The following is a 21,885-nucleotide window of genomic DNA, read 5'->3' on the forward strand; positions in this document are numbered from 1 at the left end:
AGCCATCATCACAATGGCTTCCACAAGTTCGCTATTGTTTCCCTCAGCATCAATTGCAGCAACAAAAGAACGGTCAATTTTCAGCGCGTCAATAGGTAAGCTGTGAAGATAGCTCAAAGAAGAATAACCCGTACCAAAATCATCCAAGTACAATTGACAACCCAAAGCTTTTAATTGTTGGAGGATTTCTATAGTAGTTCGGGTATCTTCCATCAGCAAACTTTCCGTAATTTCTAGTTTTAGGGTGGAAGATTCTAATCCAGTTGTGCGTAAAATCTGGAGTAGTGAATCAGCCAGACGAGGTTGTGAAAATTGTTTTTGAGAAATATTAACTCCCATTGTCAAACTAGGATTCTTAAACCGAATTTGCCACTCTCTTAGTTGATAACAAGCTTCTTGTAAAATCCACCAGCCAAGGGTAATAATCATTCCTGTTTCTTCTGCTAGAGGAATAAATTCTTCTGGAGAAATACAACCTCTTTGGGGATGTTGCCAACGTACTAGAGCCTCAAAACCAATAACTTGATTGTCCATCAAAGAAACTATCGGCTGATAATATAGGTTAAATTCTCCTCGGTCGAGAGAACGACGAAAATCAGTTTCTAGACTTAGTTGATTGACTACTTGAATGTGTAAAGTCTCGTCGAATAACTCATACCTAGTTTTGCCCAAAGCTTTAGCTTTATACATGGCAATATCAGCATTGCGTAATAATTCTTCTGGAGAATCTATACCAGGTTCACTAAAAGCAATCCCAATACTGACGCTAGTAAAAACTTCGTGTATGCCCAAATAAAATGGAGAGTTCAGACTTTGTTGAATTCGCTCTGCTAGTTTGGTTATTTCGTTGATAGTTTGAATGCCTTCAAGCAAAATCGCAAACTCATCTCCTCCTAGTCTGGCTAAAATATCGCTGGCACGCAAACAGGTTTTTAATCTTTTAGAGATCGCTATTAAAAGTCGATCGCCACTTTTATGACCTAAACTATCATTAACATACTTGAAACGATCTAAGTCGAGAAAAAAAACAGCAAATTTGTGAGCCTGATTGCGTCGATACTTTTCTAAAGCCCGATTGAGATGATCGCTTAATAAATAACGATTGGGTAAGTCAGTCAGGCGGTCATGCAACGCATCATAAGCTAGTTGTTCTTCTACTTTCTGACGTTCTAGTTCAGCTGCTGCTCTGGCTGCAAAAATCTTTAAGATTGCCAGTTCAGTTGAACCATCTTTCATGGGAAGTTCATCAATTACAACAAGGTGTCCGAGAATTCTGCCAGACGAATTGATTAGAGGAACACCAACATAGCTTTCAGCGTTTAATCTGGCTAAATCAGTGTCTTGAGGAAAAATTTGCCGTAAATTTCTGGGATAATGGCAAGATACTCCGCCAATAACTCGCTGACAGGGTGTATTAGCTAGATTATATTCAAAATTTTGACCAAAATCTTGTTTACACCAAAATGCTAAGGTACGAACCTTCACAGGTATACTGTTCCCTAGACATTTTGTGACAAAAGCATAATTAACCGCAAGAGCGCGAGTCAAATGATAAACCAAAGAGCGGAAAAAATCTTGACCAGTAACGGCTGCCGTTCCCTCAACTACAGAGCGTAAAGCTGATTCTGTCTGCATATACTGAGTCATATTTTCCTGAATAATCAGGACTCCAAGCCAGTCAGCTTGTTTGACTTGTTTGAGATGAATGACAAACCATTTTGTTTGGTTAAAATCCTCATTGGTATAATTAAACTTAAACTCTACTTTTTGCGAATTAGCGATCGCCTGAATCTCTGAAGCAATTAAATTAGCTAATTCTCGCTCGCTACCGACTACAGTTTTACATACACTTATATAGTTATCTCCAATACTAGTATTTGTTGATAAACAACTATCATTTGAGTTATTTTTCCACGCTTGATTGAGCGCAATAATGTTGCCAGAGCGATCGAGCATAGCAATTGGACTGGTAAAAGCATCAAAAGTTGCTTGAAATAACTGTGGATTGCTCCAGAACTGGCTGTTTTGCGGCATATAAATCTAGTTGTGGCTCTTAAAATATGATACTAAATCCAATTGTCAACCCCCCCCCATGTAATATCTGTGGTAGAGATGCGACGGGGCGATACTTGCTCTTGAATTCATTTCAAAAGACAGCCCCTCATATATCGGGTCTCGGAGCTAGTTTAACGGTTGTACCGATAACTGGTTTATTAGAATAGGATTTGGTATGAGTTACCAAAAAGAAGATACAGTAGATATAGACTATATACTATCCTAGTAAAATGCAATTTACCAATGTGATATTTTGCGATCGATTCAACTGTTGCAAAGTTACTGTTTGCTATTTTGCGGACAAAATTCATGAATTTAATTGAGTAAATTACTTAATTTTCTGTAAATCGTCCAGTTTAATTACTGCTTCTTAAATTTCTGATTTTTCTCATAAAACTATATAAAATGTATCAGCCAATACGCTGCTACTAACCGAATAAGTTAATATTTTTTATCTGATTCTTCTCTCTCATCTCAAATAGGATTGCTGTACATTGGCAATACAAGTTTCTCTGATTTCTTAATGTTAATTCTATATCTATATAAGTTCTTTTTTCAAATTAGCATGAGGAACTTCTTTTATTACATAAAGATTGCAAAAAATTTTTATTGGGAAGTCAATTACTGACGAAAGGAATACAGTTTAACTGTGGCGCAACAACAGTTAAACTAATGCATCGTATGGTGAAACGATAAGCCAAAAATGCTTTAAGAATGTCACCTGTGCATTTGGTAATGGAAGGTTTTCTCTTAATGTTTTTCAATGCACCTACTATTGCCTGGCAAGATTATTCTCAAAGAGCTTTATCTAGTGGACTTTAACCACGGGTAGATTATTCTATGAGGGGTTGTGGGATTAAGCAGTTAGAAAACGCATTATGCTTGTTTGAAATCCCTGAAAATCAGGTAAGAGTGTTACTATTTATCTCGGAAATATTAGCTTCTGGGTTTATTGTTCCCGCGCTAGAAGACTATCGAGCTTTACACACCAGCTTGCTAGAAGATTTTTATAGTGAATTTAATAAATTTTGCCATTCAGGTAACATTAAATCGTAATTACCTGCTTGCGCTGGTGGATATTGACCTTGCTCGATCGCTTTAATTAAATTGGGTAAAGCTTGAATAAATTCAGGACTATGTTTGGCGGGATGAATTGTCCAAGCTTCAGTGGAGTCAAGATCGGCTCTGACATACTTGGTTGCTTTTAATCTTTCGCTAGTCATTGGTTCAAAAGAAGCGATTGCACCTTTGATGGGTCCTGTTGTTCCTCTCAATTTCTGTTCTACTTTACCAAACAATGGCTGTAGAGGTGGTGCTAAATATCTCGATAATAAGGGTTGATGTTTCCACATCAAAGGAATGGGGGATAATTCGGCAAAGCGATCGCGATTGACCAAATAAGTCCGCATACTAAAGAATTTATGAGCAAAAAAGCCTCTTTCATCGACAGTGAAAGGATTGGGGTGAAAAGCCTTATTTTCTGGATGAGGAGGGCCACAACGAGGGCGAACAGTCGCTATTTCTGGTACAGCTTCGTTGATAGCGATCGCTTCACTAATCCAATCGTAACCAGGTTGTTGATACAGCAACATATCCGCATCAAAATGAAGATAGTAATCGCTTTGAGCCGTTTCTATGCAATATAGTGAGGCATAAACCGTAGAGCCTTTCCAATTATGGGTATGCTCAAGCATTTGCGGTGCTTGTTCTGCACCAAAGTATTTAGTGTAAATCTGTTCGATCAGGTGGGGACTGTAATCAATTTTAACTACTCGATCTATTACACCGTTATCAATTAAAGTCTGACAGGCTGCTTCTAATTCCTCTTGAGTTCCCGTATCATAGCGATAGCGTTTATCACCAGTTAACGGAGCAGTATCCATCGCTAACACTTTTTCGATAAAGGGATAGTTACAGGCTCGAATTTGATGGGGAATGGTTTCGAGCATATAGGGTACATCGGTACGCGCTACTAAAGTCCAAAGAGATACAGGGGTTTTGGTCACAATCAAAAATTATCGAAGATCGATTACATCACAAAGAACGCACTTCAATTATTAATTTAATTAACAATTAACAACTAACAACCAACCATATTATCCCGTTTATACGAAGATGCGATGGGTACAAGTCCCGTTTAGTTGGGGACTTGACGGGACTAACCACTAATTATCAAATTCAAGCTCGAAATCATCAGTACCTAACTCATCCACTGCTAGATAATCTTGCCAATCCTCTCCTACTTGAATAGTGACATCAGACTCCAACGAACCAGTGCTTTCTACCAAAACCTCACCTACACCCAAAGTTGCTTTCAGAGTCTCAGCAGACATAGTATCTCCTTTTTGAGCCACAATTTTAGTGACTCTCAGGGGTTCAGCCCAATCTCTACTAATGTATGCGCGAGAATAGCCAGCTTCTTGTAAAGCATTTAGCATTTGTCTTGCAGCAGTGGGGTCTTCTAGACTATTTTGAATGGCAATTCTGGTGTTTGTAAAATCCCGTTGTGTTGGGGCAGTGCGATCGCTCCAGGAGTCTAATTCTGCTGGTTCTAACTCAAAGTGCTGTACCATTATATTCTCAATCTGCGGAGAATCTGGCACCCAGTAACTAACATTTTCTTCAGGATTATTAAAATTTCCAGGAAGCATCATCATTTGCACACCAGAACGCTCAGTTTGAGAGGCAAAGTTAGATAATGCCATTAATTCTTTAACTGTTAAATTAGTATCTAAGTGAGATTTGATGACATCTAATATTTTAGGGACCTTGACAATCGTTCTCGGCTTAAGAGCTTGTTCTACTAAGGCTCGCATTAAAACTTGTTGCCTTTGGACGCGAGAAATATCTCCTAAATCATCGTAGCGATAGCGTAAAAACTGAACTGCTTTTTCCCCATCTAAATGTTGCTGACCTTTTTTAAGATCGATATAGAGATGTTGGCTAAAATCATTGTATTTCATGTCTTTAGGGACAAATACGTTGACACCCCCTAAAGCATCAATGAGCTTTTCTATTCCTTGAACATTAACTCTAACATAGCGATCTATTTCTACCCCTCCCAATAACTCACTTACAGCAGATGCAGTTAAAGCAGGACCCCCATAATCATTAGCATGATTGATCTTCCTATCGCCATGACCATCTAGATATACTTTGGTATCTCTGGGAATCGAAAGGACACTTAATTTTTTCTGTTGGGGATCGAAGCGCACCAGCAACATAGTATCGCTCAAACCTTCAAAGGAATTAACCAAGGCATGATAACCTAAATCGTCGGGAACGGGTTGATTTTTTAAATCTGAAGTTAAAACTTTAATTCCCAAAACTAAAATATTTACAGGGCGAGTTAACTCAGGTACAGAAAGATTTTTTCTAGCAACGGTATTTTCTTGGTTGAAGACTTGTTCTTCTTCAGGAGTTAATTCTGCTTGTTTTAAGATGGCTGATTCGGAAAAGGTGACAGCTAATAATGCTCCCGCAGCAGCAGATACAAAGGAAACCACAGTTAAGCCGATGCCAATCGCAATATTACGTCCACGATAGGACTTCTTTGGGCGATATCGAGCTTTTGGAGTCACTTTTTGTCCTGATTTTGACCCTGACTTTGGCCCTGAAGGAGTAGGGCGATAAACTTTATTAACTGACACTGGTTTCCTCACACTGGAAATACTAATAATTTTTAGGAGATGTTTAGGTATTTATACACAAAAAACCGAGTATTTATCAAGGGTAATTTCCTATTTATAAACTAATCACTCTTGAAAAAATCAATTCTTGATTAAGAGTTAAATAGATAAACGAGTTAACTTCTCATTTTCGCTCTTAATCAGTAAAGAACTTGAGAGCAATACCGATTAGATTCTAGCTTTTTATTTTAAAAATTACAGCTTCAACATTTTTCTGGTGATTATTTATCTTTAGTTGTCCCAATCAAAGAATTAATTAAGGGTAAATACGGGGATTTTCCTTGTTGTAAGCGGAACATCAAACCCAAACAAATTAAAAAATAACCAGTTGTCAGCAAAGCATTAGTATAAAGTAAGCGAAAAGCCAGAAGTTCAGAAGTCTGACCAGCCCCAATAAATAAGGATACATAAGGGGTCAGCCACAGCAATAATAGCACCACAGATAAGCGACTAGCTTTTTTTTGTTCTGAGTTAGCTTGACCTCGATATAAAGTCCATAAAGAAGGTATAACACCTACTACTGGTAACAAATAAATCCAAAGTTTTAGTTTTTGTGTTTTTTTAGTTTCTATTTCGTAAAGTTTACTCATTTGCCAAAATATAATTGATTAATTCTGTGATGAAAAATCAGCCAGAAATATCTATTGCAGCTATCATTTTAGCTGGCGGAAAAAGCACCCGCATGGGTCAAGATAAAGCATTATTAAAGATTAAAAATCGCCCTTTACTAAATCATGTTTGTACTGTAGCTCAAGATTCTTTAAATTGTGTTTATGTGGTGACTCCCTGGATCGACAAATATCAAAATCTCATTCCAGCATCAGTACAGCTGATTGAAGAAACCATTATCTTAGCCAATGCCGACTCTAATTGTCCTTTAATTGGTTTTTACCAAGGATTACAGCAAGTAAGCACGGACTGGATATTACTTTTGGCTTGCGATTTACCAAAGATTAATTCTGAAGCAATTAAAAGGTGGTGTCAATATCTTCCTGAAGTCAGTGATTCAAAAATTGCTCTTTTACCTCTAAGTAACAAAGGTTATGAGCCTCTTTGTGGTTTTTATCGTCGTAGCTGCCTACCTCTGCTAAAAACTTATATTGAGAAAAAAGGGAAATCTTTTCAAAAATGGTTGGCACAACATCCCGTTCAAGAACTGCCTGTCAGCGATCGCTCAGTACTTTTTAACTGCAACACTCAGGAAGACTGGTTACTGATAACTGATAACTGATAACTGATAACTGTTAAAGTGGTTGCTGATTCGGTACTCCTACTTGACGGGGAAATAGATCGGGGGTGGATGATTTTTTATAGAGATAAATACAATGACGAATACTGTCAGAAAGAGGAGTTTTTGTGGGCTTAATCAAAGTAATTTCACTTCCCAACTGATTTACTGCTGTTTTTAAAGCGATAGTGTCAGTTTCTTCCCAATATCCTCGATAAAGAACTGCAAAACCACCTATTTTAACAAAAGGTAAAATATACTCTGCACACACAGAAGCTTGTCCGACAGCGCGAATTAAAGCCAGATCGTATTGTTCTCTGTGAGGTGTTTGTCTTGCCAAAGCTTCGGCACGACTTACTATCGCTTCTGCATTAGATAATTGCAATTGAGCGATCGCTCGTAAAATAAAAGCAATTTTTTTACGAGTGGAGTCTACCATTGTAACTGACCAATCAGGATTTGCGATCGCAAGTGGTAAACCAGGAAATCCAGCACCCGTACCAATATCAATAATCTTTAAATTTTTAGCCAGAGAGCTTTTTTTTTGTAGCGCAGCCACAGCATAATCTGGAATAAAAAAGGGTGCAACTCCCAGTAGAGAATCCCAAAGATGTTTTTCCCAGAACTCTTGAGGTTTGGTAATTCTAGTTAAATTTTGTTTTTTATTTCCTTCCAAAATAGCCGTGTAAAGTTGGGCAAACTGCTGATTTTGGCGATCGCTTGGTTGCCAATGAAGAGTTTTATCCCAAATATCCAGCATTGTTGGTAAGTTTCGCTCCATTAAAGTAAAGTCAGTTATCAATTATCAGTTGTTGGTCGCTTGTGGCTAATAACTCTTTTTGATCTTGCTTCTTTCCTCATAATTCATCCTTTCCATAGAGGCTCTCAGGGGCGATCGCTTGTATTCGACCATCTTGAATTGTCCAACAGCGATCGGCTATTTTGGATAACTCCCCTGGATCGTGGGTAACCACTAATAACGTCCAATGTTCTTTGAGTTTTGCCAGCAATTGAGCTAAATTAATCCGCATTGACCAATCCAAACCAGCAGTAGGCTCATCTAGCATTAGAATGTTAGGCTTCCTAATTAATTGTACTGCTAGAGCTAAACGACGTTGCTGTCCTCCGCTCAAATCATGAGGAGAAGTACCCAGAGAAATGTTTTCTAATCCTACTTCTTTTAAAGCTTCTAGCACCTCTTCTGAGCCTAATTCGGGATGTCCTAAGCGTAATTCTTCCAATACCGTAGCACCACAAAAATGTCTTTCAGGAAATTGAAACACTAAACCTGCTAACTGCTGCAAATGAAGAGATATAATTTCTCGATCTTTCCAATAAATATCCCCTCCAGTGCGTTCAGCAAGACCAGCTAAAATTTCTAATAAAGTACTTTTTCCAGATCCACTACGTCCGACAATAACCCCTAGTTCTTGCGGTTTTAGCTGTAAATTGATCGCTTTCAAAATCGGGTTTTGGGTAGCAGGGGGATGATAACTAAGGTTTTTTAGAGACAGCATTAAACGAAATTAATTACAGGTAGTTAATCATTCTAGCTATTTTGGCTTTGTTGAAAAAATTAATAATTAATAACCATCGGGAATCTTTTTATGCTGTAATTGGCATGATGGTTAGTAGTTGATGGGGTATCGATTATGCTTGTGTATATTTTGCTATATAATGCCAATACTGAAGATGAAGGGATTCATACGATTCAAGAAGGCGATCTCAATAAGATACTAATGTTTCAAGATAAAGACGACGCGCTTCGTTATACCATGATGCTAGAAGCACAGGATTTTCCTAAACCTAGTGTTGAAGTAATTGATTCAGAAGAAATTAAAATATTTTGCGAAAAAGCTAGTTATGAGTGGGAAATTGTCGAACCAGGAAAATTAGCCATACCACCAGAGATTAATCTAGAGCAAACAAGCTGGGAAGAAGAAGAAGAACAATCAGCTACATCAATGACAGAAGCAACAACATCCGAAGCAGAATCCGATTCTTCCATGCCTTCTAACGAACTAGATAAAATTCGTAATCAATTGGAAGGATTGCTCTAATAATTGTGGATTGTTAGTTATTGGCGGGTGACAGATGAACTCGCAACAGAGCTTAATAATTAAATTATGAACACTAAAGCTGATTTAACCTCAGCATCCCTCACCTTTAAACTGGACAAGGTTTGAAATGCGGAAGGTTTTAATTTACTTGATACTGCTTCTAGTTTTGTTTATTGGTCAGATTCGACCCGCAGCAGCTAAACAAATTCAAATCAAATCTAAAAACTCTGCTGGAATCATTTCTTGCTTCTCTGGAGGTAGAGAAATTCTGAGGAAAGAAATTGTCTCTGGACCTTTTGCCGATGAATACAAATTTGCCCATGAGGTTACAGTAAGAGATCGAACAGGGGAACATAATTTAAACTTTGCTGGTGGATTGTGCATCATAGATCGTGGTGAGGTATTTTTACCTAAAGAGTTGGCTGTCACTGATAATTTAAGTTGTTATTCTGGGATGCTTGAGGTTGTTGTTTTTGAAGTACATGGCAGAGAAACTACTGTAGATGAATATGTTGAGGGTAGGACTTTTTTCGCTAAAGCTCATGGTATTGCTTTTAATTCCAACTTTTTAAACGAGTATTTGATCTTTGGTAACGATGCTTGTATCGGAGAAGAAGTTAATTAGCGATCGCTTTTTCATTGAGGCTTACTACAATTGTGCTTTAAATTGCTTTGAACTAGCTAAATAGAAAATCATAGCTCAAGCTTAAATTCAGACTGTTGCCATCAAGATGTATTTATATTGAAGAAACTCGCCATAATCGGCAAACTCATCAAGCCCTACTAGATTCAAAGAAATTTCTCCAATTAGCCACATTGTCATACTCGTTAACAAGATTTTCCATCGTACTTTCATGGCGACAACTCCTAATAAGAAGAACTTCTTAATTTTTAAGAGTAAAAAGCCAAACTGAGAAATAGGTAAAGTAGAGCTAAATCTTTGATAAAGAGTTGATAAAATTGATGGTTAAGACAAACTATTAAAAAAATAGTTGTAACACATTTATTGCAACCAAAGAGCAAAATCTTGAGAAAACTGAGATAGAGACATTAATTGGATATCACGATCGCTTTTTGCCAGATTTCTTTCTGGTTCTGTATTGTAGCCCCAATCTGCTAAAAACAATTTTACATTTTTTAAATCTGGTTGCTGTTGTACTTGTTTTAAAGCTTGAATCCGATCTTCAATAAACCAAATTTTAGCATTTGATTCTGTAGCATTATCTCTAATAATTCTTAGGGTTTCATACTTAGGACGTTTGAATTCTTTGCCAATAATTTGAGTTTCATTTAATTCTATACCTTGCTGTTGTAATAGCTGTTTAACAAATCTACCTTCTTTTGTGGTTACTATATAAAACTGAATTTCTGAATTGATTACCTGTCTTATTTTATTTAAAACTCCTGGATAGAAACGATGTAATTTTAACCAATCATTTAAGTCATTTTTAATCCAATTATCGCGTTCTCCATCTAAGGTTTGAGTACAATATTTTTTGTCTAACTGTTCTCGATTAACAATTTCATCTCGGACATCATGCCATGCTGTTAAAATCTTTTCTGGAGCATATTTTAAAACTAATGCTCTTAACAATACAGGCATTTCCCAACCCGTTTCTATTACAGGACGAAGGCGATAAAAATTATTAGCTAAATCATTATTAGCGGTTAATTGTTCTTGATTCCAAATTTTTTTATAGGCTTTTTCTGTGCTGGCATAATACTCGATTAAACCATCACAAATTACACCATCAAAGTCTGAAGCTAGGATTTGGGGAAACATAATTTTTAGGAAGAAGGAACAAGCTGTAAGGAAAGAGAAATGAACAGCGATGATTGATGGGTTACAAGTTAAAAATTAAAAATCGAGATTCAGTAAAGATATTAATCATCGATAAATTATAGTGTTTTATTGTTCCTGATTCCTCTGTCCTCGTTCCTCTTTCCTCATGGTAAGTTTACCGTATAAGTTTTATTTGCTATGGTAACGCGATCGCCTGTACGAAGTTTCTTACCGCGACGAGTTTCGATTTTGCCATTAACAATGACTTCCCCTTCTTGAATTCTAATTTTGGCTTCGCCTCCTGTTTGTGTAATTCCTTGCCATTTTAAAAACCGATCTAATTTTATAAAGTCTGCCGTTTGATTTTGCTCGCTCATAACCAATATCTAATGTGGATTGTTGGAAAATATTTAATCAGGTCTACTTGTTACTTGTTTATTTCCTATGGGTACTGCTGGCTACTGTTTGCTTTTGCACCCTGGTTTCTATTGATTAATTTCTATATAAACTTAATTTTTGCGATCGCTATATTGCAATAAATGTAATTTTTTATACGAAATAGTCCTAGTAAATTTTATATGTTCAATAGGCAACGCGAATACCTACTAAGTATAAGTAATCGTAATCTTGCAACACCAATTTTTAAATGGTTAACTATGCGTATTGAGCAGCTACAAGCTTTTTTGGCAATCACAGAAACAGGTAATTTTGGACAAGCAGCGAAAAAATGTGGTGTAACCCAGTCTACTATTAGTCGTCAAATCCAATCGCTAGAACAAGATTTAGGTTTAGCTTTGTTTCATCGTACTGCTCATGCCAAGCTTACTGTAGGAGGCGAAAAACTGTTACCCCGCGCCCAAAGAATTTGTCAGGAATGGGTTAGAGCTACTACCGAATGTGCCGATCTGATTGTAGGAAAACAGCCAGAATTGTGTGTTGCAGCGATTCATTCTGTTTGTGCTTATTATCTACCTCCAGTTTTACAGCAATTTTGTCGAGATTATCCTGAAACACAGCTAAGGGTAACTGCTTTAGGTAGCGATCGCGCTTTAAAGGTCTTACGAGATGGTTTAATTGATGTGGCGATTGTCATGAACAATCGTTTTTTAACTAATTCTCCTGAAATGGAGATTATTCCCCTTTATCGAGAAGAAATTGCCGTTCTTATGGCAGCAGATCATCCTCTGACCAAATATAGTAAAGTTCCTTTAAAAGAGTTAGCCAATTATCCTCAAGTAGTGTTTAAAGACGGCTATGGAATGCAACGCTTAGTTCAAGATTGGTTTAGCAAAGAACAACTAGAGCTAAATACCGTGATGGAGTTAAACACTTTAGATGCTTTTCGGGGAGTGGTGCGTCAGGGTAACATAGTAGCTCTTTTACCCCAAGGAGCGTTAATTGATGCCACAAAAGATCATAGCTTAGCAATTCGCCCCATTACAATGCCTTTAGAAATAACTGAGTCAATATCAGAAGATGCGATTATAAATAGTAATCTGACTAGACAAGTAGTTATGGTGACTACAAGCGATCGTTTAGCTATTCCTCCAATTGCTCACTTTTATGAGTTAGTCCAACAAAAAATGCGATCGCAAAAACTAGCAATCAAATAGCTTGTCACCGTTGGTCAGAGAGACCCTGCCTTGAAAAGACGGAGCTTCCTCTGACTTCATCAAATTAACTTAATTTCTAAAAACTATGAGCGATGAGTTTCGAGAATTACTCAAAAAAATTGGTAGCGGTACTCATACCAGCAAAAATTTAACTCGCGAAGAAGCAGCTAAAGCTACCAGGATGATGCTAGAAGAAATCGCTACTCCTGCTCAAATTGGAGCATTTATGATTGCTCATCGCATTAAACGTCCTACCCCAGACGAGTTAGCAGGGATACTAGATACCTATGATGATTTGGGACAAAAATTGAGTGTAGCTAATATCCCATCGAAAAAAAAACCTGTAGTGTTTGGTTTACCCTATGACGGACGTTCCCGCACTGTTCCTGTAACTCCGATTACTACGCTAATTTTAGCAGCAGCAGATGTTCCTGTAATTCTTCACGGCGGGGATTGTATGCCTACCAAATACGGCGTACCCTTAGTTAATATTTGGCAACAGTTAGGAGTTGATTTTACAACCTTTTCTATTTCCCAAACTCAAGCTGTTCTCGAACAAACAGGAGTTGGCTTTGTATATCTGCCGAAGCACTTTCCGCTAGCTGATAGATTAATTCCCTATAGGGAGCAAATTGGCAAAAGACCAACTTTTGCCACCGCAGAGTTAGTTTGGTCGCCTGTCAAAGAAAAAATAGCTCTAATTTCAGGTTTTGTTCATCCTCCCACAGAAGAACGTTTTATCTCTACTTTCAAACTCCGAGGAATTACTAACTACACCACCGTCAAAGGCTTAGAAGGTAGCTGCGATCTCTCTTGCAATCGTACCGCCATTATTGGTATGGGAGATGATAAGACTGGTTTTACTCGCTTACTGATTCATCCTGAAGAATATAGCCTCAATGGAAAGGATTTAGCGTTAGAATCCACAATTAAACTAATAGAAACTCTACAAGCTGTTTTACAAGGCAAAAACACCCCTCTGATGTCGGCTGTAATTCTCAATGGGGGTTTTTACCTATGGCGTTCGGGAATTTGTTCTAATATAGAAGCAGGATTTACCTTAGTAGAAGAGATGATCGATCGCGGAGCGATACGTGATAAGCTCAAGCAACTGCAAAATGTTACTTTATCCATCAATTGATAATCAGTACTTTTATAACTAATAACAAATACTTGTGATGATGTCTGTGATATGGTTGGGAAATTGCAACAAACTTAATATTTTGTTACAAAAGAGATGGAATGTAGCCTAGTAAATAGCTTTATGTTTGGTGGCTTTGTCGGTTTCAATAACAATCAAGGTGGTGATTGGGGAGAAAATCTTCTCAATAAAGTGGCGACGAATACCATCCGCCATCTATTCACTCATAGTGAATTTGTAGAAGTAGCCGTGCGTTGTAATCCTTCTAGTAAACTCCTACAAGGAACAATTGATAGCTTCAAAATGAGTGGTCGTGGTTTGGTGATTCGTAAGGATTTCCGTACTGAGGAGATGTCTTTTGAAACTGATGCGGTATCTCTTGATTTTGGCTCTGTCATGCAAGGAAAAATAGCTTTGAAGCAGCCTACTCAAGCTGTGGCTCAAGTTAAATTAACTGAAACCGATCTCAATCAGGCATTTCAAGCGGAATTAGTCAAAAAACGTCTCGAAAATCTCTCCGCGCCAGCTTTGACTGAAATTTCGGGAGGAGAAGTTGTTTCTTTTACTGATGTTGAGTTGCAATTATTACCCAATAATCAGGTTAAATTACTGGCTAAAGCTAATTGGAGCGATCGCTCTGTTCCTGTAAGCTTATATTGTACTCTCGCCGTTGCTAAAAGAAGACGAATCAAATTTAACGATATTAAGTTTGAAGCCCAAGATATCCCTGACGATGTTCGAGATATTTCCCAGCAGCTAACAGATACTTTAGGCTCAATTCTCAATGAAATGGTAGATTTAGACCGTTTTGATTTAGATGGGGTTAAAGTCAGGCTTAATCGTTTGGAAACTAAAGGTAAAGTTCTTCTTTTTAGTGGTTATGCTCAAATAGAAAAAGTACCTACAAGATAAAAAAATTAGCAATTTGAATTGATTGATGTGGATATCTAGTGAACAAAATTTGTTGGATATTCATATTTTGTTGTGTAATTATTGTTTAGTCTTCCATAGTCACCGTTACTCCGCCTTAAAAAGCGGTGCGCGGGGATGGGGGGACTTCAACAGACCGCAATCAACTGTGGTCAGCAAAACATCAAACCAGAAAAGTCCCCCCTATCCACCCCTGCCGAGGTTTCCTCGGCTAAGGAACGCGCACCAAGAGAAGACGGAGCCTGCGGTGACCGTTGGTCAAGTTTGTGTGTTTTTATAGTAGATAATGTATCAATCTTTTTTTGTTTATATTCAGCAACTATCACCAGAATTAAAATTTGATACTAAACTTATTGAACCTCTTTTAAAATCACAAAAATTGTCTAAGGGAGAATTTATTTTTCACAGAGATGATATTTGTAAATCTGTCTATTTTACTCTTCAGGGCTGTTTAAGGAGCTTCGTAATTAAAAACAGTAAAGAATATACTCTTTTTTTTCACTTAGAAAACCATACTTTTGGAGATTATGAAAGTTTTCAAAAATGTACTCCAGCTTGCTTTTCTTGTCAGGCAATAGAAAATTCAGAAATTCTTATTTTTAATAATCGAGCAATGGATTTTTTTGAGAATGCTCCTCATGGTCAGAAATTATTAAGAGCTATTGCTGAAGATTTAGCATTTTTGCTACGAGATAAGTTGCTTTCTTTGTTTTTAGATACTCCTGAAGAACGTTATCTAAAATTATTAAAAACCGAACCAGAACTATTAAGGCGTATTTCCCAATATTATTTAGCTTCATATCTAGGTATTGAACCCGAATCTCTCAGTCGCTTAAAACGGAGAGTTTATCAGCAGAAAAATTCTTAACCTAAGTCAATGCAAGTCACAAATCTGCTTTAGTAGAGTGTTTTCAAACACACTATTACTAAGAAAAATTATGTCACTCGAACAAAATAAGGCGATCTCTCTTAAGATGTATCAAGCTTTTGATCGTCAAGACGTTGAGGAAGGGAAAAAATTTATGGCTGTTGATATTGTAGGTCAGGGCATGGATGGAGTCACGCGCAAGGGTGTGGATCAATTTGTGCAGTATGCAATTTCAATGTTTGCTGTATTTCCCGATGGTTGTCATAAGGTAGAGGAAGTCATTGCAGAAGACGATAAAGTTCTTACTCGTGGCATTTTTAAGGGAACTCATAAAGGAGAGTTAATGGGTATTCCAGCTCTAAGTACAGGACAAAAATTGCAGAGAATGGCAAAATATCTCAAATCCAAATCTGTAACAATTGAGCGTAAATAATCGAGTTATTGTGTAGCATTATCGCGTAATCGTTTGAAATACACCAGTTCCGGATCGCCTTCGTCAAGGTTTTCGATGAAGCCACTTCGATCAAATTCCAGCGTTGCCAGTAGCCGCTGCATCGGGAAGTTGGATTGATTCGTCGATGTGAACAGTTTGGGTGTGCGGCATGCGTTGATCAAATGACGGATCAACGCAGAACCGATTCCTTGACGCCGGAATTGCGGATGGACATAGAGCATTTCGATCCAACCATTATCATAAAATTTGTAATTCAGCACCGCGTAGGCCACCACCTTCGCGTCGATGACGGCGACGTAACACGCGGACGATTCGATTTTGTCGTGAATGAACTGGACACGTGCTGTTTCGGATGCCGCGACGTGATCGAACGCGATAATCGCATCTGCATCCGTGATTTGGGCGATTCGCAATTTCATGGCAGTGTCGCATGCCTCATAACTATTTATTATGCGGAAACTCTCCGTATATCTACCCCATATAGAATGATATCAAGAAACTTTCGGTATATTCGTCGGTAATATCGAGAAACTTTCTGAAATATCATACTAAATACCTAAGTAAACAAAAGTTGAAAAGCTGAAAGAAAAAGGGTTTCATGAAAAGTAACTACACTCAACTCATGATAATCCTATGGATAATGTTAACCTGCTTCGCAAAACCCTGAAGCCCCATTTGAAATGGCATGGAGCGAGACTGAGTTTCCTAGCATTATTTCTCATCGCCCTATTTCGAGTCAAGACAGTTAATTTGGTAGATTTATCAATTGGATTTAAAAGCAAAGCGAAGAAAGAATCGAATTACAAAAGACTGCAACGGTTTTTGAGAGAATTTGACTTAGATTATTACAGCATGGCAAAGTTGGTTATTACAATGATGGAAATACCAGAACCGTGGGTATTGAGCCTGGATCGAACCGAGTGGCAGTTTGGGCGCAAGATATTCAATATTTTAACCTTGGGCATTGTTCACGTCTGGAGTAGCTTTTCCTTTACTGTGGTGGATGTTAGAGAAAAAAGGAAACTCCAATACTCAAGAAAGAATAGAGTTGATCGAAGAGTTTATTGAACTATTTTGTGAATACAAGATTGATTATTTGAGTGCTGACCGCGAATTTTTAGGTCATGACTGGCTCAAATATTTACTCTCACAACCGATGATGTCATTCAGAATTAGAATTCGAGAGACAGAACTTCTAGGTGATGGAAAGCATCAGCTTTCTACGCGAATTGTTTTTTCTCATCTTCAAATTGGTCAGAGGTCATTGCTTAGAAAGAAACGAGTTTTATGGGGATATCCAGTCTATATCGGGGCTTTACGTTTACAAGATAACTCTCTGCTAACCGTTGTTGCTCCGAGTTATTGTCACACAATTATTGATGATTACGCTCAACGGTGGGGTATTGAAACTCTGTTTGGAATTTTTAAAAGTAGAGGTTTTAATTTAGAAGATACTCATCTGGTAGATTCGGAACGGTTGAGTCGCCTATTTGCACTCCTCACGATTGCTTTATGTTGGGCATACCGAACAGGTCAATGGTTATCTCAGGCAAAACCAATCTCGATTAAAAGTCATGGACGAAAAGCCAAAAGTATTTTTCGTGATGGCTTTGACCATTTACGTTCTATTTTCCGGGATTTTGATGAACATAAGACTGATTTTTTTCAATCTCTCCAGTTTTTGTCCTGTACTTAGCAATTTTTTATCCTTTATCCAGAAACAGAAAAACGTACCCATACTTTCGTTTTGTCTTATGCCAACTGGAAGAGTTCACTACTAAAAATACCTGTTTTAAAAAATCTAATCGAGCGATCGCTTGTAGAATCAACAGCTAAAATTGTCGAACAAGATACTAGTGCTGTAGAAAGTTTATATCCACGACAAAAGCCAAAAATTAAATTGCCGAAAGAAGATATTATGGCTTATGTCGAAAAACTTTACCACGAATGGAAATAATACCATTTATTAAAAGTAATAAGAGACGAAGGTTTAAAGCTAGGAGTCAGGAGTCAGGAGTCAGGAGTCAGGAGTCAGGAGTTAGTGTAAATAGTAGTTTGAGTGTTTTTTCTTAATAAGAAATGATTTTCTATCTATCTAGCTATTGCGCGAGAATTGGTATAATTTAACCTGAAGTTCGTCTTTATGTAATTTAAAGCAAAAGCTAGTCATGATTTAGCTTTTAGAAAGACTGTTGAGAATTGGTATTATTACCTGTCCTTTTTCCGCTCCCGAACTAAATTTAAGTAAAAATACTCACCGATTTGTTATTTGTTTACTTATTTTAAGCAAAGTTAAGTAACATTACTTTTATTAGTGTTTCTCATAACTAGTTATCTATAATTAAGCTACATCTGTAGATTTAACTAATAAAATAAATCTTTAGCATTTTAGTTTTAAGTTGATCCCCCATGACTTTTTAGCTTTTTTTTTCAATTTTCAAACTAGATTAATACAAAACTGACGCCAATTACTGAGGCTATAAACCATGAAAACTTCTTCTTCATCTAACTTAGGACAATCTGTTAGTTTAGCTATTGTGTTGGCTCTAAGCAGCATTACTGTAATTATTTTAATGACTCTTGCTTCTGGTAATTTATAAAATTACTGAGAAAATATTAAAATATCTCAAACATCGTCTGAGATTATCATTGAACTAAATGTTAAAAGTTGTTGTTGATGCTACTCCAATAACAGTTAAACCCAGTGGGGTCGGTTTGTACGTTGCTAACCTCATTCAGCATTTACATTTTCTCCAAAAGCCAGAAAAATTTCAACTAGGTATTTTTTATCAACCAAGTTTAAAAAACTGGCTCAAAAGAGATTTTACTTTTCCTAGCCTACTACCAAACTATTACAAACTTAATGAAAGCGAAGCGCAAGCTCGCTTTTTTTTTTCCTATCCCGTAAGAATTTCTGATTGGTTAGTCAATAATTTTCCTCAAGTGTTTCCTTTATTGCTAGATAAACCATTAAAGGATGACCAAATATTTCACGGAACAAATTTTACTGTTTATCCAGATCGTTCTACACTAAAAGTAATGACTCTCTACGACCTTACTTTTTTAAAATATCCCCAGTATGTAGATCGAGTAGTAGCGAAATATTATCAACGTGTCAGACAATGTTTGCAGTGGACAGATTCAATTATTGCAATCTCTGAAAGTACAAAACAAGATGCGATTAAATATTTAGATATTAGTCCCGAAAAAATATTTGTGACACCCTTAGCTAGTCGCTATACCAAAGACTATTTTAAAGGATGTGACATAGCAATACTCAAAACAAAAGTTAATTATAATTTTGATATTCCTTACCTTTTATTTGTGAGTACTATAGAGCCACGAAAAAACATAATTACTCTGGTTAAAGCATTTAGCTATCTCAAAGAAAAATATAAAATTGAGCATAACTTAGTCTTGATTGGGAAAAAAGGCTGGCGATACGGAGCTATTTTTGAGGCGATCGCAAATTCAGTTTATAATAAAAATATCCATCATCTTGACTACTTAAGCGATGAATTATTGGCGTTGTTTTATCAGTTAGCAGAGGTGTTTGTTTATCCTTCCCACTACGAAGGTTTTGGACTTCCTGTCTTAGAAGCAATGAATTTAGGTACGCCTGTTGTTTGCTCTAATACATCTTCTTTACCAGAAATTGTAGGCAATGCTGGCTTACAAATTAACCCTGACAATCCTTTAGAATTAGCCGAAGCAATTGAGCAAGTTATTAATAATAGTCAGCTACAACAAGACTTAAGAACAAAAGGTTATCAACAAGCAAGTAATTTTTCTTGGGAAAAAACAGCCAAAAAAACCCTGCAATCTTATCGCACTTTGTTGGGTTTAAATAGAGCTTACTGAAAATTTTCAAACTTTTATAAATCAAGATTTTTAACCAGCTCAGAGATTTAAGCTCGCTTGCTGTAAGCTTTGTTTAATTCCTCCACTTCGTACATAGTGGAATAAGGCATAGTGGTGAGTAAAATTGCCCTCACTATGCAAGTCAAGTCTTGCTAATAGCTAATAGCTACGTGATTTTAAGTCTAAAAAAGACAAGTAAAATGACAAAAAACAACCTCTTTATATTAAACAATTAAATATTTGCTAGAGAGATTTTGCGATGAAATAAGTAGCAATTAGCCATTAATAAGCAATAACAATTAATCAGAGATCGCTATTTTATACCATTCTTTTTTGTATTTCATGTTACTATCAAATATCTAGAATTGGTAATGAGTTTAGGGACAGAAATTTCTATAAAGTAAGCTCAAACCTATTACCTATTACCTGACCTTTCCAAGCAAATTTTTCAGTAAACTCGAAAAATTTAAGACTCAAAATGAGGAGAGGTTTATTCTATAGTGTCAAGATTTCTTAAACAATACAAGTTAAGCTAAAAGTTAAGTAAACAATCGCATGAGTTATCAAAATATGGTGAGTTTTCGTATCTTAGCAATTTCATTTTTGACTGGCATTTTATGGCTTACCAGCTTCTTTGTCACGCCAGCAGCAAATGCTTTAACACCAGTCAAACTCTACAACCTTTCTTATACAGATTGTCCCTCAGATATTACAGAAGGTGCTTATGTTGGTAGTGGTGATATGGGGGCTAATAACTGCTTTATCGTTCGAGGAAAAGCCAAAAATACTTCAGGTAAAACTGTAGTTGATGCGGATGTTTTTGGACGCATCTATGATGCTACTGGCAATTCTGCTATGGAAAATCGCGGTAGGATTGGCTCAATTACAGAAATACCACCAGGGGTCAGTGATTTTGAAATCAGAATTAGTGTTTCTGCTAATCAACCGACACCCTTAACTTTTGAAAAATTTAAAGCTTCTGGCTTTGCTAGTAAAGTTCGTCCTTTTTATTATGATGATTTTGAGGGTTAAAAGCTACCAAAAGAAGCATAAGCTGCTTGAGCCAAAGAGCTTCTAAACAAATTTTCTAATAAATTCAGAGCTAAAATCGCTAAAATTGCTGAAAAGTCTATCCCGCCTAAAGGTGGGATAATGGAACGAAAGATATTAAGATAGGGGTCAGTAATTGGGCTGAGAAAAGAAATGATGTTAAATGCCCATTCTGCTCCCTGAAACCAAGATAAAAGAATTCTGACAATCAGAATGTATCCATAAATTTCTAAAAATTTAACTATGCTAGCTAATATAAGGGCAATCATGAGTGTTTAATGCTCCACGTTAATATTTAGGTTATCCTTAGAGATTATCTTAACTTGACCGAGAGGTTTTATAAAGTTTGGTCGTAGTGGCGATTCCCGAATCTTTTATACAGAAATCAGAAACTATGACAATTATTTTGATGAGCTAATGCCATAATTTTGATAATATCAAGGTCAAGAACCTACTCATGAAGCTTCAATTACATGAGAAACATTAAGTTAATCAGAACTAATGAAATTTTATCAACAATATCCTAATCTTAGCGATCCCTTTAAACAGATCGAAAACACTGTTGATTGAGAATTATTTTTTCCGTTAACACCAGAAGATTATGTTCTATTCCACTTATCTTTACAGCCGTTTTCAATTGGATAGACGAGGACACGTGGCTTGCCAATCACGGATACCGCTACGCATAAGGTTGCCTCAAGCCCGTGAGATGTCCGTTCCGCTTTTAATTAGTTATTTCGTAGCTATAAGCTTAGAGCTTATAGCTTATAGCTCGCTTGTTGCTTAAGTGATTGGATATGTTAAGTGGTTTACTCATTTGAGCGCGGCACCTGCGGGCGCATCCCCCGCATATCCAACCGCGCTGTTGAAAAGCGCAGTTAGTAAAGGAGTTAAACCTGGCGATAAGCCATAAGCTTATCGCTACGAACCGTATTATTTTGGATGACATTACTGTCTTGAACGAGTCCTAAAGGATACCGCTCCCCTAAAGGACTCGCTTCCCTAAAGGACTCGGCTTCGCCGTCGCGCATCGCGCATATTGCTCATTGAGGGAAACCCAAGGGGCTGATTCTGTCGTTTCACGGCAGAACTCTTCTGCCCCGCCCAAGACCCCTAAAGGACTCGGCTTCGCCGTCGCGCACTCGTTCGCTAA

General features: G+C 37.1%; 23 protein-coding genes and 2 pseudogenes. 13 read left to right on the forward strand and 12 right to left on the reverse strand.

The window, feature by feature from the left end:
* A partial coding sequence (locus tag H1P_RS16625) for a putative bifunctional diguanylate cyclase/phosphodiesterase (protein ID WP_144869357.1) occupies window positions 1-2,034 on the reverse strand: 2,034 nt, incomplete at its 3' end.
* Between the two features lie 774 nt (window positions 2,035-2,808).
* Between H1P_RS16625 and H1P_RS39880 the strand changes: the two are divergent.
* A pseudogene (locus H1P_RS39880) lies at window positions 2,809-3,111 on the forward strand (ARPP-2 domain-containing protein).
* Here the strand turns inward: H1P_RS39880 and H1P_RS16630 are convergent.
* From H1P_RS16630 to H1P_RS16640, 3 genes are all read right to left on the reverse strand, one after another.
* A complete protein-coding gene (locus H1P_RS16630; RefSeq protein WP_246141749.1) occupies window positions 3,063-4,061 on the reverse strand; it encodes a hypothetical protein in 999 nt (332 codons plus the stop codon). The pseudogene H1P_RS39880 and the gene H1P_RS16630 sit on opposite strands and share 49 nt — an antisense overlap.
* Before the next feature lie 159 nt (window positions 4,062-4,220).
* On the reverse strand, window positions 4,221-5,705 hold the full coding sequence (locus H1P_RS16635; RefSeq protein ID WP_144869363.1) for an LCP family protein: 1,485 nt from the start codon (window positions 5,703-5,705) through the stop codon (window positions 4,221-4,223).
* Between the two features lie 260 nt (window positions 5,706-5,965).
* Complete coding sequence (locus H1P_RS16640; protein ID WP_144869366.1) at window positions 5,966-6,334, reverse strand: hypothetical protein; 369 nt, start codon at window positions 6,332-6,334, stop codon at window positions 5,966-5,968.
* 29 nt (window positions 6,335-6,363) lie between these two features.
* On the opposite strand from H1P_RS16640, the gene H1P_RS16645 reads away from it, so the two are divergent.
* A complete protein-coding gene (locus H1P_RS16645) occupies window positions 6,364-6,975 on the forward strand; it encodes a molybdenum cofactor guanylyltransferase (protein ID WP_144869369.1) in 612 nt (203 codons plus the stop codon).
* Window positions 6,976-6,988: 13 nt separating this feature from the next.
* Here H1P_RS16645 and rsmG read toward each other — a convergent pair whose 3' ends face one another.
* Both rsmG and H1P_RS16655 read right to left on the reverse strand, forming a co-directional pair.
* Window positions 6,989-7,753, reverse strand: a complete 765-nt coding sequence (gene rsmG / locus H1P_RS16650; protein ID WP_144869372.1) for a 16S rRNA (guanine(527)-N(7))-methyltransferase RsmG — start codon at window positions 7,751-7,753, stop codon at window positions 6,989-6,991.
* Window positions 7,754-7,829: 76 nt separating this feature from the next.
* Entirely contained in the window at window positions 7,830-8,489 is a 660-nt protein-coding gene (locus H1P_RS16655; RefSeq protein ID WP_144869375.1) for an ABC transporter ATP-binding protein, read from the reverse strand.
* A 135-nt stretch (window positions 8,490-8,624) separates the two neighbouring features.
* Here H1P_RS16655 and H1P_RS16660 point away from each other — a divergent pair, with 135 nt between their 5' ends.
* Both H1P_RS16660 and H1P_RS16665 read left to right on the forward strand, forming a co-directional pair.
* Window positions 8,625-9,032: a DUF3110 domain-containing protein gene (locus H1P_RS16660; protein ID WP_144869378.1), complete on the forward strand. Its 408-nt coding sequence runs from the start codon at window positions 8,625-8,627 to the stop codon at window positions 9,030-9,032.
* A 127-nt stretch (window positions 9,033-9,159) separates the two neighbouring features.
* Entirely contained in the window at window positions 9,160-9,657 is a 498-nt protein-coding gene (locus H1P_RS16665; protein ID WP_222427088.1) for a hypothetical protein, read from the forward strand.
* A gap of 87 nt (window positions 9,658-9,744) precedes the next feature.
* Here H1P_RS16665 and H1P_RS36180 read toward each other — a convergent pair whose 3' ends face one another.
* From H1P_RS36180 to H1P_RS16675, 3 genes are all read right to left on the reverse strand, one after another.
* The gene (locus H1P_RS36180; RefSeq protein ID WP_186376000.1) at window positions 9,745-9,888 is read right to left on the reverse strand and encodes a hypothetical protein; all 144 of its coding nucleotides are present in this window, start codon (window positions 9,886-9,888) and stop codon (window positions 9,745-9,747) included.
* A 147-nt stretch (window positions 9,889-10,035) separates the two neighbouring features.
* Window positions 10,036-10,815 carry an HAD family hydrolase gene (locus tag H1P_RS16670; protein ID WP_144869381.1) on the reverse strand — a complete coding sequence of 260 codons (780 nt, stop codon included), beginning with the start codon at window positions 10,813-10,815 and terminating at the stop codon, window positions 10,036-10,038.
* A gap of 164 nt (window positions 10,816-10,979) precedes the next feature.
* On the reverse strand, window positions 10,980-11,192 hold the full coding sequence (locus tag H1P_RS16675) for an RNA-binding S4 domain-containing protein (protein WP_144869384.1): 213 nt from the start codon (window positions 11,190-11,192) through the stop codon (window positions 10,980-10,982).
* Window positions 11,193-11,471: 279 nt separating this feature from the next.
* Here H1P_RS16675 and H1P_RS16680 point away from each other — a divergent pair, with 279 nt between their 5' ends.
* The 5 genes from H1P_RS16680 to H1P_RS16700 all read left to right on the forward strand — a co-directional run bounded on the left by H1P_RS16680 (window position 11,472) and on the right by H1P_RS16700 (window position 15,800).
* Window positions 11,472-12,428 carry a LysR family transcriptional regulator gene (locus tag H1P_RS16680; RefSeq protein WP_144869387.1) on the forward strand — a complete coding sequence of 319 codons (957 nt, stop codon included), beginning with the start codon at window positions 11,472-11,474 and terminating at the stop codon, window positions 12,426-12,428.
* An 85-nt stretch (window positions 12,429-12,513) separates the two neighbouring features.
* The gene (locus tag H1P_RS16685) at window positions 12,514-13,569 is read left to right on the forward strand and encodes an anthranilate phosphoribosyltransferase family protein (RefSeq protein ID WP_144869390.1); all 1,056 of its coding nucleotides are present in this window, start codon (window positions 12,514-12,516) and stop codon (window positions 13,567-13,569) included.
* A gap of 123 nt (window positions 13,570-13,692) precedes the next feature.
* Entirely contained in the window at window positions 13,693-14,481 is a 789-nt protein-coding gene (locus tag H1P_RS16690; protein WP_144869407.1) for an LmeA family phospholipid-binding protein, read from the forward strand.
* 304 nt (window positions 14,482-14,785) lie between these two features.
* Window positions 14,786-15,367 carry a Crp/Fnr family transcriptional regulator gene (locus H1P_RS16695; RefSeq protein ID WP_144869393.1) on the forward strand — a complete coding sequence of 194 codons (582 nt, stop codon included), beginning with the start codon at window positions 14,786-14,788 and terminating at the stop codon, window positions 15,365-15,367.
* 70 nt (window positions 15,368-15,437) lie between these two features.
* Entirely contained in the window at window positions 15,438-15,800 is a 363-nt protein-coding gene (locus tag H1P_RS16700) for an ester cyclase (RefSeq protein WP_144869396.1), read from the forward strand.
* 5 nt (window positions 15,801-15,805) lie between these two features.
* Here the strand turns inward: H1P_RS16700 and H1P_RS16705 are convergent, their stop codons facing one another.
* Window positions 15,806-16,240: a GNAT family N-acetyltransferase gene (locus H1P_RS16705; protein ID WP_144869399.1), complete on the reverse strand. Its 435-nt coding sequence runs from the start codon at window positions 16,238-16,240 to the stop codon at window positions 15,806-15,808.
* A gap of 214 nt (window positions 16,241-16,454) precedes the next feature.
* On the opposite strand from H1P_RS16705, the pseudogene H1P_RS16710 reads away from it, so the two are divergent.
* From H1P_RS16710 to H1P_RS16725, 4 genes and pseudogenes are all read left to right on the forward strand, one after another.
* Window positions 16,455-17,517 (forward strand): annotated as a pseudogene (locus tag H1P_RS16710) (IS4 family transposase).
* A 51-nt stretch (window positions 17,518-17,568) separates the two neighbouring features.
* Window positions 17,569-17,778, forward strand: a complete 210-nt coding sequence (locus H1P_RS16715; RefSeq protein ID WP_186376001.1) for a hypothetical protein — start codon at window positions 17,569-17,571, stop codon at window positions 17,776-17,778.
* A 701-nt stretch (window positions 17,779-18,479) separates the two neighbouring features.
* A complete protein-coding gene (locus H1P_RS16720; protein ID WP_144869401.1) occupies window positions 18,480-19,682 on the forward strand; it encodes a glycosyltransferase family 4 protein in 1,203 nt (400 codons plus the stop codon).
* Window positions 19,683-20,237: 555 nt separating this feature from the next.
* Window positions 20,238-20,714: a hypothetical protein gene (locus H1P_RS16725; RefSeq protein WP_246141752.1), complete on the forward strand. Its 477-nt coding sequence runs from the start codon at window positions 20,238-20,240 to the stop codon at window positions 20,712-20,714.
* Here the strand turns inward: H1P_RS16725 and H1P_RS16730 are convergent.
* Entirely contained in the window at window positions 20,711-21,001 is a 291-nt protein-coding gene (locus H1P_RS16730; RefSeq protein ID WP_144869403.1) for a YggT family protein, read from the reverse strand. The genes H1P_RS16725 and H1P_RS16730 overlap by 4 nt on opposite strands.
* Before the next feature lie 621 nt (window positions 21,002-21,622).
* Complete coding sequence (locus tag H1P_RS36185) at window positions 21,623-21,763, reverse strand: hypothetical protein (RefSeq protein WP_186376002.1); 141 nt, start codon at window positions 21,761-21,763, stop codon at window positions 21,623-21,625.
* Window positions 21,764-21,885: the final 122 nt, after the last annotated feature.

The sequence above is a fragment of the Hyella patelloides LEGE 07179 genome (assembly GCF_900659865.1).
Lineage (GTDB): Bacteria > Cyanobacteriota > Cyanobacteriia > Cyanobacteriales > Xenococcaceae > Hyella > Hyella patelloides.